We start from the raw sequence: 15201 nt of genomic DNA on the forward strand, positions 1-15201 counted from the left end.
GCGTGCGTTCGTGAAGGTCGGCCCCGTGGGAACGTAAATGGCGTAAAGGGCGCAAAGGGCGTAAAGCCGGCGGCCCTGGCGTCAAGGGGGGAGAGAGCGCCAGGACCGCCGGGGTATCAGGGGTTCAGCCCGTGCTGGCGCAGCCAGGGCATCGGGTCGATCGGCGAGCCGCCGCCCGGCCGGACCTCGAGGTGGAGGTGCGGGCCGGTCACATTGCCGGTGGCGCCGACGCGGGCGATGACGTCTCCCGTCGACACCTTGCCGGAGGTGACCACCATCGAGGACAGGTGGCAGAACCAGAGCTCGGTGCCGTCGTCGAGGGTCAGCACGATGCGGTAGCCGTACGAACCGGCCCAGCCCGCCTGGGTGATGGTGCCGCCGTGCAGCGCCTTGACCGGGGTGCCGGTCGGGGCGGCGAAGTCCTGGCCGGTGTGGTCGGCCGACCACATGTCGCCCGCCTGGCCGAAGCTGGCGGTCAGGGTGTACGAGCCGACGGGGAGGGTGTACGCGGCGGCGAGCCTGGCCTGGCGCTCGGCCGCGGCCTTCTTCTCGGCCGCCTCCTTAGCCCGCTGCTCGGCGGCCCGCTTCTCCGCCTCGGCCTCGGCCTTCCGCTTGGCGGCCGCCTCCGCGGCCTGGTCGGCGGCCTTGTCCGCGGCGGCCCTGGCGTCCTTGGCGGCGGCCTGCGCCGCGGCGGTGCGACTGTCCTCGTCCGCCGCGTTCTGCTGGTTCTCGGCCTGCTGGAGGATGCGGGCGCGGAGCGCCTCGCCCGCGTCGGTGGTGCCGCGCTGCTCGTCCTCGGTGGTCAGACCGGCCTGGGAGAGCGGGGCGGCGACGGTCTGCGAACCGCCGTCGTCCGAGTCCGACGCCCAGGAGCCGATGCCCGGCAGGTCCTTGGCGGCGGGCAGACTGGCCTTGACCTCATCGGCGACATGGCCGAGGTCGGGCATGGATATGGGGAGCGCGGGACGGTCCTTGGCGCTGGCCATACCGCCCGCACCGACCGCCGCGATCACACCGACCCCCAGAACGGCGCCGCTGCGCGCCATGGTTCCACCCCGCTGCTTGGCCACGCGGTGCCGGCCGCGTACGGGAGCGATGGACTCCTCGGTGGGATTCCACTCCTCCCAGCTCTCGGCCTCGAATCCGGCACCCGGGCCCTCGGAGGCGCCCTCATCCGCGTAGCGGTCGTCGGGACCGAACGTGTAACGGTCGTCGGGGCCGAACGCGTATCGGTCGTCGGGGGCGAATCGGCCGTCCCCTGAGCTCATCCCGCCGCCGGCGTCGAAGCCGGGGCCGTAGGCGGTGGCGGTCCCCAAACCGCCTCCCCGCGTGCGATACGGAGCCTCGTCCAGGACAGACCTGTTGGACGCCACGGAGGCGCACTCCTTTCCTTCCCTCTCGCCTACCGGGTTAGCTGACGGGTTCGGAGCAGGAAGGTCTCCTACGGGTCAGGTTCGACCCGATTCACCCCAAGGTTGTTGGTTCCCCGGTTCCCTTGGTGCTGCTGGTGATGCGGTGCTGCCGCTGTGCGTACGGGATTCGGCGACGGCGCACGGTGCCGCCCTTGCGACGGTTGTGACGACCGCGCTGCGTTATCGAACGTTAATAGAGAGCGCGATGTGATTCCAAGCTGTTCTGAGGAATCCGCACACCTTTGGCATGAACTTAGCTCCCAAGAAGGGACAGATGGGGGCGAGTCGACATGCTGGGCAAGAGTTGGCAAAACCACAGACGGATCGATCGTGCGTCAATTGTTATGCGGAGGGGGCTCGACCGGTTACCCACGGTGCTCGGCGCGGTCGGCTACGACGGCGTGGGTTTCGCCCTGTCGTTCCCCCCGCCGCCGTCCCGCCCGTTGCCGCGGGCCGGGGTCCGACGGACCGCCAGCAGCGCCATGTCGTCCGGCGTCCCGCCACCCGTATGGCGCTCGACATCGGCCACCAACGCGTCCAGCAGCTCCTGCGGATCGGCGAAGCGGCGGCCGCGCAACCGCTCCTCCGGGTCATAGAACTCGCCATGGCGGTCCCGGGCCTCCGTCACCCCGTCCGTGAACAGCAGCAGCGTCTCGCCCTCCGCGAACGCCAGCTCCATCACCCGGTCCGGCCAGCCCGCCAACTCCCCCATCCCCATCGGAAGCGCCGGCGCCTCCGGCTCCAGGGCGCGCACCGCGCCACCCTCCTCCAGGAGCAGCGGCGCCGGATGACCTCGGTTGATCAGCCGCAGGGTGGAGTCGCCGCGCGGAATTTCGGCCACCACGGCCGTCGTGAACCCCTCGACCACCTCCAGGTCGGCCCGCCGGGCACCCTCGCGCCGCAGCGCCCGCTCCAGGCGGCCCACGAGCGCCTCCAGGGTCGTCTCCTGCTCCGCCGCCTCCCGGAAGCAGCCCAGGAGGATCGCCACGACCTCCACGGCCCCCAGCCCCTTGCCGCGTACGTCCCCGACGGTCAGCCGTACGCCGTGCGGGGTGTCCTGGACCGCGTACAGGTCACCGCCGATCGCCGCGTACTTCTCCGCCGGTACATAGCGCGCGGCGATCTCCAGCCCGGCGAGCCGGGCGGGCGGCGCGGGCAGGACGGCGCGCTGGGCCGCCTCCGCGACACCGCGCGCCGAGGCGAGCCGGTGGTAGCTGCGGCGTACGACGCGGTTGATCACCACCGCCAGCGCGGTCACGGTCGCCACCGTGATGATCTCGGTGGCCGCCTGGGTCGGGTCCCTCACCCCGTGCAACTCCGCCAGCAGACAGGTGGTGAGGACCGCGACGACGGCCGTGACGATGGTCTGACGCAGCGGTAAGAGCGCCGCGGCGACCAAGGGGGCGGCGGCGAAGAAGGGCGAGGCGGTGTAGCCGGGCGGGGCGGCCAGGTCGAAGGCGATGCCGCCGAGGACGAGGACGGCGGGGACCCAGCGGGCCATACGGCGGCCCGGGGGCTCCTTACCGCTCTCCTCGGCCGGAGCGGACCCCCCGGCGGACCCGGCGGACGCGTTGGCGGCGGCACCGGCCGCGGCGCCGGTGTCGATGAGCGTACGGAGGCGGGTGGCGGGGCGGCGGCGGGCGAGCGGGCGGCTCAGCCGGGGCCAGACCGTACGCCGCTCCGTACGGCCCTCCGTACGGGCGCCTGTACGAGCCCTGCTCCCTCGCACCCGCACCGGCTTCTCTCGCTTCCCTGGTCCGCGTCCCGCCGTCGTCACAGCGTCACGGCGTCACCGTCGTCACGGCGGTCACCGTCGTCACCAGGCTTCCGGCTGACGGGCCGCCAGGCGAGCCGGTGTCGGCCAAGCGGGTGCTGGGCGGGTGGGGTGCACGTCAGGGCCGCGACAGGCGGGCTACGGAAGCGTCAGGTATCGCGTGCGTCGGAGGTACCGCGTACGTCAAAAAGGTCGACGCCCGAGACCGCGTGCGTCGGAGGTGCCGCGTACGTCAGAGGTCGACGCCCAGCGCGCGGGCGTGGCGGTCCGCCGCGAGCTCCGCCGAAACCTCGTCGAGGTACACCTCGCACACCAGTCGGCCGTCCCGGGTCAGATTGTGCTCCAGCTCCCACAGCACGATCTCGTCCCCTCCTACGAGCAGGAAGGCGTGCTCGTAGAAGCGGCACCAGGTCGCGTCGGGACCGCCGGAGCGGCGCCGGGGCTTGGGCGCGAGGGCGATGTCATGGGCGAACGCGGTGGCCAGCAGCCGCTCGGTCTCCTCGCCCGGACGGTCGGGGTTCTCCGCGCGGCGCAGGACGCGACGGGCGTGGTCGGCCGAATTGTCGGCCACATACGCACGGGAGCTCTCCACCGGCTCGGCCGTGTGCAGCAGCTGGTCCGGGAGCCACAGCGGTAACCCGTCGAGCTCCTCCCAGCGGGCGCCACCGAGGCGCTCATGGACGCGGCGCTCGGCCAGCGTCAGGGCGTCCTCGTCCGCGTAGAGCTCGTACAGCGGGCGGTTGCCCTCGCCCGTGTTGTGCTCCAGTTCCCACAGCAGCAGGCTGCTGCCGTCGGGGAGCAGGAAGACATGCCGGTAGGTGCTGTACCCGAGCCGGCCGCACCGCTCATTGCACTGCCGGCAGGACCGCAGCTCGGACTGGTGCATCAGGGCGCTGCGCGCCTGGGCCAGCACCGCCTCGCCGATCTCGAAGCCGTTCTGCGCACGGGCGAGCAGCCCGTCCATCAGCTCGGCCGGGGTCCCTTCCCCTCGTGAGTGCCCCATGTCTCTCCTCCCGCCTCCCGGCGTTGATTCGCCGCGCCCCCCGGGCGACCACTTCGCGCACTTAGCGTAGCGGCGTGAACACACGCCGCGCTGCGGTTCGGCGAAGCTGTCGGTGTGACCGTGCCTCACTCACTCCTGCGTCGTAGAGCCTGGATGTATCACTCGTCCGACCGGTCGAACAAGTCCGGGGGCCGGGGGCAGGGCGCCCCGGTGGGCCGGCGCGGGGCCGTCTCCCGGCCGTCATCCGGCCGCCACGCGGTCATCGGCGATCCACCGCCCCGCCACCACCCCGTCACCACGCCGCCCCCGTCCGGACGTTGGACGGCCGTTGCCCGGCAGCCGAGCCTCCGGGAGCCACCCCCGCGTCCCCGCCTCGCCCCCGCCCCACCACGGCCCGGCAGCCACCCTCCTCCCCTCCTCATAAAAGGGATTCAGATTCCGCTGGGCCAAATGGAGCTCGCATTGGTCCCCTTTAGCGGGATTCTCGGATAACACGCACCGGAAGAGCCGCACTATGCCGGACGGGTGAAGCTGACTGGCGGCCCGAAGCCTTAAGTGATGAGCTTCGTTGTGTCATGCGTCCGTGAATTCGCGGAGCAACCCAGACGGAGGAATTAAGTGAACATCGGCAAGAAGGCAGTTCTCCTGACCGCGGCCGCCGGCGCTCTGGTCATCGGTGGTGCGGGCGGTGCCCTGGCCAACAACAACGACGACTTCATCGCGCAGCTCAACAGCTGTGACACAGCCACCGGCGCGACCACCGACGTCGCCGGCACCGCGCCCACCGGCGAACTCAACATCGGCTCGGACTGCCTCAACTTCACCAACAGCAGCGCCACTACGGTGGTCCAGGCCAACGACTGCGACACGGCCACCGGTCCCACCATTATCAGCGCCGTGGCCGCTCCGACGGGTGAGACCAACATCGGCTCCAAGTGCGCGAACATCGCCGTCAACGACAACCCGTGAGTCGCTGACCCTTTCATGGTGTTCCCGCCCGCGGTAACACCATGAGGCATCCCCCCCGTTGGGAATCGCGGCCCTGGAAGCCTCCCTTCCAGGGCCGCTGCCATGAAAGTGGCTTTCGGTGACGGCGCCGAGCGCGCCACACCCGAAGCCCGATTGGAGGCTCTTTATGCACAAGCGCAAAAGGACGGCGCTTCTTGCGGCGACCGTGGGCGCGCTGCTCATCGGCGGTGCGGGCGGAGCCGACGCCACCGAACCCGGTCCCAGCCGCTCGGCCGGCGCCAACGGCGGGACACAGAGCAATCGCTGCACCACCAGCTCCGTCATCGGCACCGTCACCGTGGTGGCCGGCCCGACCGAGATCAGCAACCAGACCGACTGTGTCAACACCGCCGAATCGGGTGTGACGACGCAGGAGAACCGCTGCCGTACCCACTCCGTCATCGGTCCGATCACCGTCGCGCTGGCCCCCGGATCCGAAATCAAGAACGGGACCAACTGCGTCAACGTCAGTGAGTCGGGTGGCGTGACGAGGCAGACGAACGACTGCCAGACCACCTCCGTGACCGGCCCGATCACGATCGGTCCCGGCTCCGAGGTCACCAACGAGACCACCTGCGTCAATGCGGCCGGCGCCGACCCCCAGAACGGAAGTCAGGGGAAGAGCGCGAACGGCACGAAGAGCGCCAAGAGCAGTGGCCAGGGAAAGAATCAACGGCCCTGAAGCATCGAACCCCAGAACTCGCCAGCGAGCTCCGGAAACACCTGCTCGACATGAACGCGGCCTTGGAGACATTTCTTCGGGGCCGCGTTCATCTTTTCTTTTTCACGAACGTCGCACGACTCGGCGCAAAGAACTCCACCGACTTCCGCACCGGCTGAATATACCTTTACTGTGGCGGATGGGTGATGCTTCCGATACTCCCGGATCCCGGATTGCGGAAATCTCGTTCAAGAGATGTCTGCGGAATTTTCGCGGAGAACCCGATATGGAGGCACCAGAACAATGCAGATCGGCAAGAAGGCAGCTCTCATGGCCGCGGCGGCCGCGGGCACAATGGTGGTCGGCGGCGCCGCTAGCGCGAGTGCCCATGGCCTCTTCCCGCAGTCCAGCGGGGCTCAGCGAAACCTCTGTGACACGGCCACCGGCGCGACCACCAACGTCGCCGGCACCGCGCCCACCGGCGAACTCAACATCGGCTCGGACTGCGTCAACTTCGCCAGCGGTTACAACGCCACGCCGATCCAGGCCAACGACTGCGACACGGCCACCGGCGTCACCGTGATCAGCGCCGTGGCCGCCCCGACGGGCGAGACCAACATCGGCTCCGACTGCGCGAACATCGCCATCGCCGAGCCGAGCCCGGTCGTGGTCGTGCACAAGGAGGAGCCGAAGAAGCAGCACAAGGCCAAGGAACAGCACAAGGCCAAGAAGCACCACAAGGCCAAGGAACAGCACAAGGCCAAGGACCAGCACAAGGCCAAGAAGCACCACAAGGCCAAGGCGAAGAAGGACTGCAAGCACTGACGGTCGGTCTCGCGGTCGAGCACATGGCGCCCCCGGAAGCAGGTCATCCGGGGGCGCCGCGGCGTTCAGCCGTGTCGTTTCAGCGGTCTTGTCATGCTTCTTTCAGCATCCCGCGAGGGCCGGTACGCACTGGTTCGGGTTGTTCCCGGTGACCGTGGTCGCGGAGAGCGCGATCGAGCCGCCGTCGGTGAAGATCCCACCGCCCTGGCCGCCATTGGCCGTATTACCGGTGACGGTGTCGCCGGTCATTTGTGTGGTGCCCGCGTGCTGAAACAAACCGCCGCCGTTCAGCGTGGCGGTATTCCCGGATACGGTGGTGGCCTGCACGCGCAGTGCGCTGCCCATATTGGCGATACCGCCGCCGAAACTGCCGGCGGTGTTCTCGGTCACCCGGCTGCCGTTGATCGTGAGATCTCCGATCGAGGTGGAGATGCCGCCGCCCTCGAAGTTGGTGGTCCTGTTCCGCGCGACCGTGACGGCACTCAACAGCGTCGTTCCCCAGTTACTGACGCCGCCACCCGAGCTGTCCGCGGTATTGTCGGAAATGTTGCCGCCCGAGACGCTGAGAGTGGCCGACGTACTGATGTGAATACCGCCGCCGTCCCCCGCGGAATTTTGCGTCACATCCGTGGCCGAAAGCACCGCCGAGCCGCCCGAGGCGATCTCGATACCCCCGCCGACGTTGCTCGCGGTGTTGCCCGTGACCGTGGACTGGATCAGCCGCAGCGAGCCCCCGTCGAGGATGCCACCGCCGTCGGTGCCCGCCCCCGAGGTCGCCCGGCCGCCCGAGAAGGTCACGCCGTTGACCGTGAGGCTTCCGCCGGGCGCGATCTCCGCGATCCGGAAGTCCGCCGCGGACGCACTGCGTCTGATGGTCGCCAGGGTCCCGGTGATGGTCACGTCACGGGTGATGAGCGGCAGCCCATCAGCGCCGTTGGGGCCGGTGTACGCCGCGGACCCCAGCGTGTACACACACCCCGTGGACAGGACGACGGACCCTCCCGAGGCCGAGCTGTTGGCCTCGCCCACCGCGGTGACCAGCGCCGCCGCGTCCCCGCAAGGTACCGGGGCCGCCTTCTCGCCCTCCCCTCCGCCGCCTCCCTTTCCTTCGGCGGACGCCGGAGCGGAGACCGCCCATGCCGATACCGCCAGCGCCATGACGGGGATCAAACCCCGGATCGTTGTCGCGAGTCGCACGAGGAGTCTCCTTACGCGTTACCGAGCAGCGGGCCAGACGCAGCAGGTTCAGGCTCTGCGCTCGAGTACCGTTCGGCATCTGCTCAAGCGCCGGTCGAGTGAGACTCGATCTTCTGTACGACGGGGGTGAGAACCCCCGGCCCCGGGCCGCGGAAGGCTGCGCGGCGGGATCCTCAGGAACGAGGAAACCGCAGGTCGCCGGTGGCGCCTGCGGTTTCCGAGGTGGGTCATCAGGGGCTCGAACCCTGAACCAATGGATTAAAAGTCCACTGCTCTGCCAATTGAGCTAATGACCCGCACCCCCGCAGCATAGCTCGGCCAGGGGCCAACACCCGAGCCAATACCCTCCGGGAGCGAAAGGCCGTGCAACAGCGTGGTGTTGCACGGCCCTCCGCACTGCCCGATCAGCCGTTGCGCTTCCAGCGCGGCTTGTCGGCGCGGCGGTCGAAGGACCTGTCGTGCGAGCTGTGGGAGCGCTCGTACGAACGGCCGCCGCCGGTGGCACCGCCCCGGTGGTCGTCACGGCGGGCCGGACGGTCGTCACGACGGTCCCGGTTGAACGGACGGTCCCCGCCACGGTGGTTGGTGTGGTCGCGGCGCTCGAAGGAGCGGCCACCACGGTCGTTCTCCCGGCGGTCCCGGCCGAAGCCGCGGTCGTCGCGGCGCTCGTACGGACGGTTGCCGCCACGGTCGTCACGGCGGTTGAAGCCGCCACGGTCATCCCGGCGGTCGCGGCCGAACGAGCGGTCGTCGCGGCGGTCCCGGCCGAAGCCGCGGTCGTTGTCCCGGCGGTCCCGGTCACGGTCCCGGTCGCGGCCGAAGCGGTCGTCGCGACGGTCGTCCCGGCGGTCATCGCGCCGGTCGCGGTTGAAGCCGCGGTCGCGGTCGCCGTCCCGGCGGTCGTACGAACGCCCACCCCGGTCGTCCCGGCGGTTGAAGCCGCCACGGTCGTCCCGGCGGTCATCCCGCCGGTCGCGGTTGAAGCCGCGGTCGCGGTCGCCGTCCCGGCGGTCGTACGAACGCCCACCCCGGTCGTCCCGGCCCCGGTCGTTGTCCCGGCGGTCGTACGAGGAGCGACGCGGCGCCTCGCCGTCACCCAGGCCCTCGGCGGCCTCCGCGGCCCCCGCGCCCTTCACGGCGGGCACGGTCGCGGGCTCCGCCGTGCGCTGCGCGGGCAGCGTCACAGCGGCGGCCTCGGCCACCGTGTCCGCCCCGGCCTCGGCCGCGGTCGCGGCCGCGGACTCCGCCGGTGCCACCGTCTCGCCGCGCTCGCGCGCCACCCGCGCGGACAGCCGGTCGGCCTCCTCGCGGAGCTCGGCCGCGCGCCGCTGCACGCGCTCCAGCTCCCGGGTGAGGTCCTGCGCCTCGCGCTCGGCCTGCTTGGCCGCGTTCGAGGCCGCCTCCGCCTGCACCTCGGTGAGCGAACGCGCGCCCGTGATCCGGGCCACGTCCTCGTCGAAGGCTCCGCCGCCGCCGACGATGTGACGCGAGGCGTCGACGCCCGCGTCCTCCATCAGCCGGAAGATCTGGCGGCGCTGGTGCGGCAGGGCCAGCGAGACGACGGTGCCGCTCTGGCCCGCCCGGGCCGTACGGCCGGAGCGGTGCAGGTAGTCCTTGTGGTCACCGGCCGGGTCCACGTTCAGCACCAGGTCGATGCCGTCCACGTGGATACCGCGCGCGGCGACGTCCGTGGCGACGAGCACATTGACGTACCCGTCCTTGAAGTCGGCCAGGGTGCGGGTGCGCGCGCCCTGCGTCATACCGCCGTGCAGCGCGTCGGCGCGTACGCCCGCGTCGCACAGCTGCTCGGCGACGCGGTCGCAGCCCAGCTGGGTGCGGACGAAGATGATGGTGCGGCCCTTGCGCGCCGCGATGGCGGCGGTGACCGGGGCCTTGTCCTTCGGCTTCACCACGAGCACGTGGTGGGTCATGGTCGTGACGGCGCCCTGGGACGGGTCGACCTCGTGGGTGACCGGGTCGACCAGGTAGCGCTTGACCAGGGAGTCGATCTCGTTCTCCAGCGTCGCGGAGAACAGCAGCCGCTGCCCGCCCCGCGGCACCAGGTCGAGGATCTCGGTGACCTCGGGCAGGAAGCCCATGTCCGCCATCTGGTCGGCCTCGTCGAGGACCGCGATCTGCACCTTGTCCAGGGACGCGGCACCGCGCTCGATGATGTCGCGCAGTCGGCCCGGGGTGGCGACGAGGATGTCCACGCCGCGCTCCAGCGCGTAGATCTGATTGCCCATCGAGGTGCCGCCGCAGACGACCTTGAGCTTGAGGCCGAGGACATCGCCGTAAGGCTGGAGCGCGTCGCTCACCTGCATCGCGAGCTCGCGGGTCGGCGTGAGGATCAGCCCACGGGGGCGCTTCTTCTCGGTGTGGCCGCCGGCCAGCGTGGTCAGCAGCGGAAGGCCGAACGAGAGGGTCTTGCCGGAGCCGGTACGGCCGCGGCCGAGGATGTCGCGTCCGGCGAGGGCGTCGGGGATCGTCGCGGCCTGGATCGGGAAGGGCGTGGTGACGCCGTTCTGCGCCAGCTTGCGGACGATCTGCTCGGAGAGGCCGAGGTCGGCGAATGTGATGTCGGGCGCCTTAGGGGTGTCGGGGGCTTCCGTGGCGGCTTGCTCGGATGACGCTGTTGACGCCGTTGAGACCGTGGACGCCGTCTGGCTGGCCTGCTCTGCCTGCGCGTCCTGCTGAGACGGCTCGGCCGGGGCGGTCAGCTCGCTCGTCTCGTCGAGGGCGGGCATGACGGCGTGATCAGTGGAAACGGACATGCGAAATGCGAAACCTTCCGGAGTCTCGGCACGCGCCCAAACTCCGTGTGTTGTCGCAAACGACCGCCTCTATGCGGTCAGCCACGGGATGGCAAGGAACGCGCCTCGCGGCGCACTTCTACGAGGCGCCGGGCAAATGGGATCAAACGATCTACCACCATACGCACCCTCACCCCTCAAGAGCAAATTCACTCCGTCCGCGCCGGTCGGCGGCGGCTGGGGCCCTGGTCGGTGGCTGTGTCGGGTCGGCCGGGTCCGATGAGTACGGGCCCTGTGCGTACGGGTCCGATGAGTACGTGCCCGATGAGTACGGGCCTGTGAGTACGGGCCCTGTGCGTACGGGCCCTATCCCGCGGGCTGGTCCGACGGAGAGGCGGGCGCGGTCGGGGGCTCGGGATCGGTCGGCTTCGGGTCCGGCGCGCTCGGCGGCGGGCTCGACGGCCGGGGCGCGGGCGGCGCGTCGGACGGGGTGGCGCCGCCCGGCTGCGGCGGGGCGGAGGGGGCCGGGCGGTGGTGCGGGGCGCCCTTCTTACCGGGCGGGGCCGAGGGCTCGGCCTCGGGGTCGGTCGCGGAGGCCGAGGCCGACCGGTCCTCGCCGTCCTTCTTCTTCCCCTTCCCGCCCTTCTTCCCCTTCCCGTCCTTCTCGTCCCGGTCGGAGTCCGCGTACGCACGCCCCTTGCCGTCCGACCGCACCACGGCGCCGCCGGTGTCCGCCGCCTCGCCCTTCTGGTGGGATCCGCGGTGTTTGTCCGGCCGCTCGGGGTCGTCGGAGATGCTCATGCAGCCGCCCAGCGCCATGGCGGCGGCCACGAGCGCCGCGACCGCCGCCCCGCGCACGGCGGCGCGGGGAGCGCGCCGGGGGTTCCGGGAAGACCGGGGGTTCCGGGGAGGACGGGGGGCCCGGGGAGAACGGGCGGTGCGAGGAGCGGGGGATCCGGGCACGGGGGATCCGGGCATGCGCGGGACACCTCCAGACGGCAGGGATGTGACGCCCTGCCCAACTGGCCCCGCCCCGCCCAGGACACGCATGCGGTACGGACCCGGCCCCTCGCGTAGACCGCGGGTCCGGCGTCAGGCGTAGCAGGGGGCGGACATCGGCCGGCGGGCCCGGGGTCCACAGGAGCCCGCAGGAGCCCGCCGGAGCCCGCTGGAGCCCGCGGGAGCCCGCATCAGGCCGTAGCCGAGGATCAGCCGTACCCGAGCGCGTGCAGCCGCGCGTCGTCGATCCCGAAGTGGTGCGCGATCTCGTGGACCACGGTCACCTCGGTCTCCTGGACGACGTCCTCCCGCGTCTCGCTCAGTCGCAGCGTCGGACCCCGGTAGACCGTGATCCGGTCCGGCAGGACGCCCGCGTACCACTCACCCCGGTCGGTGAGCGGCGTCCCCTCGTAGAGCCCGAGCAGCTCGGGATCGTCCGCCGGTGGCTCGTCCTCCACGAACACGGCGACGTTGTCCATGAGCCGTGTCAGCTCCGGCGGGATCCGGTCCAGCGCCTCGGCGACCAGTTCCTCGAACTCCTCGCGCGTCATCTCCAGCACGAGGCCATTGTCGGGCAGCCGGGCCCGGAAAGGAGCCGTCGGCGCCGAGGTATCCGCGCCGGACGCCTCCGGCCGCCCGGCGCACCACCGCCCGGCGCACCCACCACCCGGCGCGGACCCACCCCCGCGCCGCCCAGGCATACGCCCCCGCGCGGACGGGCATACGGGACCAATGGCCCGCGAACCGCTCCGGCTGCTCCGTGCCACCGCTCAGCGCGCGGGCACCGTGGCCGTCTCCCCGCTTCTTCGCCGCTTCCGCCGCCCTTCGCAGACCTCCTCCCCCGCCGCTTCCCCCGATCGCACGGCGGTCGCCTCCACGCCGTTCGACCCCGCGCCGTTCGACCCCACGGCGCTCGACCCCACCGCGCGCCCCCGCCCCCTCGTCCGCGCCGCCGGGCTGGCCGCCGTGACCGTCCTCGGCGCCTGGATCGGACTCCTGGTGGTCGGCAGCGTCCACATCTCCGTGGGCCCGATGGACACGCGGATGGCGCTGCGGCCGTCCCTCACCGGCGGCACCAAGATCAACGTGGCCCCGCTGGGCGCGCTCGAGCTGAAAAGCCACCACGCCCCGCTCCGCCTGGACGTGGACGTGGACCGGCTCGACCCCATACGGTCCCAGGCCCTCGTCGACCACCCCGAGCGGCTCTCCGGCCTGCAGGACGAGGTCGCGAGCGACGTCACCCGCGGCACCCTCGGCCTCGCGGTCCGCTCCTGCGTCGCCGTGGTCTTCGGCGCCACCGCGCTGGGCCTGGCGGTCTACCGCCGCCCGCGCCGGGCGCTGGCCGCCGGAGGGCTCGCGCTCACGCTGCTGACCGCCTCCGGCGGCGCCGTCTACGCCACGTGGAACCCGAATTCCGTCCTGGAGCCGCGCTACTCCGGGCTGCTCTCCAGCGCCCCCTCGGTGGTGGGCAACGCGCGCAGCATCGTGACCGACTTCGACGTCTACCAGCGGGAGTTGGCCCGGCTGGTGACCAATGTCACCCAGCTCTACGAGGCGACCTCGACGCTCCCCGCGTACCAGCCCGATCCGACCACCATGCGGGTGCTGCACATCTCGGACGTCCACCTCAATCCGGCCGCGTGGCACATCGTGCAATCGCTGGTGCGGCAGTACAAGGTCAGCGTGATCATCGACACGGGCGACACGATGGACCACGGCACCTCCGCCGAGAACGGCTTCCTCGATCCCGTCTCCGACCTCGGCGCCCCCTACGTCTGGGTGCGCGGCAACCACGACTCGGCGTCGACCCAGCGCTACCTGGCCAAGCGCAAGGGGGCGCACGTCGTGGACAACGGCGATGTGACCACCGTCGCCGGGCTGCGGTTCGCGGGCATCGGCGATCCGCAGTTCACCCCCGACCGCTCCGCCGCGGCTGCCGGTGACGCGGCCGAGCACAGCGCCGGACGGCGGCTCGCCGAGGCGATCCGGGACCGCGGGGCCGCCGGCGCCCCGGTCGACATCGCCCTCGCCCACAACCCGATCGCCGCCCGCGAGACCGACGGCACCGTGCCGCTCGCCCTCACCGGCCATGTCCATCACCGCCGTACGGAGGTGCTCCCCGGCGGCACCCGGCTGATGACGGAGGGGTCGACGGGCGGCAGCGGGCTGCGCGCGGTGGACGACGGCACACCGGACACGGTGCAGGCGTCGGTCCTCTATCTGGACCGGGACACGCGACGGCTCCAAGCGTGGGACGAGATCGATCTGGGCGGTCTGGGCCTGGCGAAGGCCGAGGTCAGCCGTCATCTGCCGGCCGAGAACCGCCCGGGGGCGACACCGACGCCCACCACTCCGTAAACCGTTTTGGCGAACCTCACCGGCATCCCATATGCTTCTCGCGTCCCCGAAAGCGCCGCAAGGCGCCCAGGTGGGCCATCGGCCCTCATCGTCTAGTGGCCCAGGACGCCGCCCTTTCAAGGCGGTAGCACGGGTTCGAATCCCGTTGGGGGCACCACCTTCTTTGAGTCACCGCAGGTCGGAACGTACCTGCCGGTGACTTTTCTTCTGCGCGCCGCACGGCGGCCCCGCACCTCCCGCGCCTCCCGCGCCTCCCGGAATGTCTCCCTCCCCCACGCGGTTGTACGTACGCAACGGCACCGGACCCGCCGCAGGCCCCACGCGAGGGAGCGCAGATGACCGTCCAGGACGTCGACCGGGTGAGCTTCGCCGAGGAATGGGAGCGCTGGCACCGCGCCCATGAGCGGGCGCTCGCCGACCCCCATGGATTTCTCGCCATCACCAGCCTGCGCTGGCTGAGCCCGGAGCCGACCCGCTTCGAGGACGCCCCCGGGGCCTGGTCCAGCGGCCCGGAGGGCGTGGTGGTCGAGCTCGCCGACGGCGAGGAGCTGACGATCGACGGCACGGCGGTGCACGGGCGGTACGTCTTCGGGGTGCTCGCCGAGCGGGCCAGCGTGTACGCGGGGTACGGCGACGCGGTGATCGAGGTCGCCAAGCGCGGCGGCCACGACATCGTCCGCCCCCGCCACCCCGGCAACCCCCTCCGCACCGCCTTCACCCGCACCCCCGCCTACGCCCCCGACCCCCGCTGGGTCCGCGCCGGCCGCTACCTCCCCTTCGACGAGCCGCGCGCGATCACCGTGGGCGCCGTGGCGGAGGGTCTCGAGCACGTCTACGACGCGCCAGGGCAGGTCGAGTTCGAACTGGACGGCGAGACGTTCCGGCTCACCGCCTTCAACGGCAAGCGGCCCGGCAGCCTGATGGTGCTCCTCACCGACGCGACCTCGGGCGTGACCACGTACGCCGCGAACCGCTCCCTCCAGTTCGACGCCCCCGACGAGGCCGGCCGCGTCACCCTCGACTTCAACCGCGCCACCAACCTCCCCTGCGCCTACACCGACCTCGCGACCTGCCCCCTGCCCCCCACCGAGAACCGGCTGCCGGTCGCGATCGAGGCGGGCGAAAAGATCCCCCTGGAACGCGGCGGCCGCCCCTGACCCGGGCCGAGACCGGCGGAGATCAGCCGCGCCCGGCCGAGGCCCGGCCCGCCC

The 15201-nt window shown here is 71.5% G+C and carries 12 protein-coding genes, 2 tRNA genes and 1 riboswitch; of the genes, 6 read left to right on the forward strand and 8 right to left on the reverse strand.

Features of this window, described 5'->3' with window-relative positions; genetic code table 11:
• Positions 1-116: 116 nt before the first annotated feature.
• The 3 genes from ACZ6TD_RS23020 to ACZ6TD_RS23030 all read right to left on the reverse strand — a co-directional run bounded on the left by ACZ6TD_RS23020 (position 117) and on the right by ACZ6TD_RS23030 (position 4189).
• Positions 117-1373, reverse strand: coding sequence for a M23 family metallopeptidase (locus ACZ6TD_RS23020; protein ID WP_471356973.1), 1257 nt, complete (start codon positions 1371-1373; stop codon positions 117-119).
• An 11-nt stretch (positions 1374-1384) separates the two neighbouring features.
• A riboswitch (cyclic di-AMP (ydaO/yuaA leader) is annotated at positions 1385-1528 on the reverse strand.
• Between the two features lie 275 nt (positions 1529-1803).
• Positions 1804-2913 (reverse strand): PP2C family protein-serine/threonine phosphatase, encoded by a 1110-nt coding sequence (locus ACZ6TD_RS23025; protein ID WP_471357964.1) that lies wholly within the window; start codon positions 2911-2913, stop codon positions 1804-1806.
• Positions 2914-3418: 505 nt separating this feature from the next.
• Positions 3419-4189 carry a DUF6227 family protein gene (locus tag ACZ6TD_RS23030; RefSeq protein WP_471356976.1) on the reverse strand — a complete coding sequence of 257 codons (771 nt, stop codon included), beginning with the start codon at positions 4187-4189 and terminating at the stop codon, positions 3419-3421.
• Positions 4190-4807: 618 nt separating this feature from the next.
• Between ACZ6TD_RS23030 and ACZ6TD_RS23035 the strand changes: the two genes are divergently transcribed.
• From ACZ6TD_RS23035 to ACZ6TD_RS23045, 3 genes are all read left to right on the forward strand, one after another.
• Positions 4808-5158, forward strand: coding sequence for a hypothetical protein (locus ACZ6TD_RS23035; RefSeq protein ID WP_471356978.1), 351 nt, complete (start codon positions 4808-4810; stop codon positions 5156-5158).
• 118 nt (positions 5159-5276) lie between these two features.
• Entirely contained in the window at positions 5277-5879 is a 603-nt protein-coding gene (locus tag ACZ6TD_RS23040; RefSeq protein WP_471356981.1) for a hypothetical protein, read from the forward strand.
• A gap of 282 nt (positions 5880-6161) precedes the next feature.
• On the forward strand, positions 6162-6683 hold the full coding sequence (locus ACZ6TD_RS23045) for a hypothetical protein (RefSeq protein WP_471356984.1): 522 nt from the start codon (positions 6162-6164) through the stop codon (positions 6681-6683).
• Between the two features lie 102 nt (positions 6684-6785).
• Here the strand turns inward: ACZ6TD_RS23045 and ACZ6TD_RS23050 are convergent, their stop codons facing one another.
• The 5 genes from ACZ6TD_RS23050 to ACZ6TD_RS23070 all read right to left on the reverse strand — a co-directional run bounded on the left by ACZ6TD_RS23050 (position 6786) and on the right by ACZ6TD_RS23070 (position 12192).
• Positions 6786-7583 carry a right-handed parallel beta-helix repeat-containing protein gene (locus ACZ6TD_RS23050; protein ID WP_471356986.1) on the reverse strand — a complete coding sequence of 266 codons (798 nt, stop codon included), beginning with the start codon at positions 7581-7583 and terminating at the stop codon, positions 6786-6788.
• Positions 7584-8103: 520 nt separating this feature from the next.
• Positions 8104-8176: transfer RNA gene (locus ACZ6TD_RS23055), tRNA-Lys, on the reverse strand.
• 108 nt (positions 8177-8284) lie between these two features.
• Positions 8285-10654 carry a DEAD/DEAH box helicase gene (locus tag ACZ6TD_RS23060; protein ID WP_471356990.1) on the reverse strand — a complete coding sequence of 790 codons (2370 nt, stop codon included), beginning with the start codon at positions 10652-10654 and terminating at the stop codon, positions 8285-8287.
• A gap of 345 nt (positions 10655-10999) precedes the next feature.
• A complete protein-coding gene (locus ACZ6TD_RS23065) occupies positions 11000-11491 on the reverse strand; it encodes a hypothetical protein (RefSeq protein ID WP_471356992.1) in 492 nt (163 codons plus the stop codon).
• Between the two features lie 350 nt (positions 11492-11841).
• On the reverse strand, positions 11842-12192 hold the full coding sequence (locus ACZ6TD_RS23070; protein ID WP_198274534.1) for a metallopeptidase family protein: 351 nt from the start codon (positions 12190-12192) through the stop codon (positions 11842-11844).
• 172 nt (positions 12193-12364) lie between these two features.
• Between ACZ6TD_RS23070 and ACZ6TD_RS23075 the strand changes: the two genes are divergently transcribed.
• From ACZ6TD_RS23075 to ACZ6TD_RS23085, 3 genes are all read left to right on the forward strand, one after another.
• Complete coding sequence (locus ACZ6TD_RS23075; RefSeq protein ID WP_471356995.1) at positions 12365-13990, forward strand: metallophosphoesterase family protein; 1626 nt, start codon at positions 12365-12367, stop codon at positions 13988-13990.
• A gap of 81 nt (positions 13991-14071) precedes the next feature.
• Positions 14072-14147: transfer RNA gene (locus ACZ6TD_RS23080), tRNA-Glu, on the forward strand.
• A gap of 178 nt (positions 14148-14325) precedes the next feature.
• A complete protein-coding gene (locus tag ACZ6TD_RS23085; RefSeq protein ID WP_471356997.1) occupies positions 14326-15147 on the forward strand; it encodes a DUF1684 domain-containing protein in 822 nt (273 codons plus the stop codon).
• The last annotated feature ends 54 nt before the right edge of the window (positions 15148-15201 follow it).

Source organism: Streptomyces yongxingensis, from assembly GCF_055597465.1.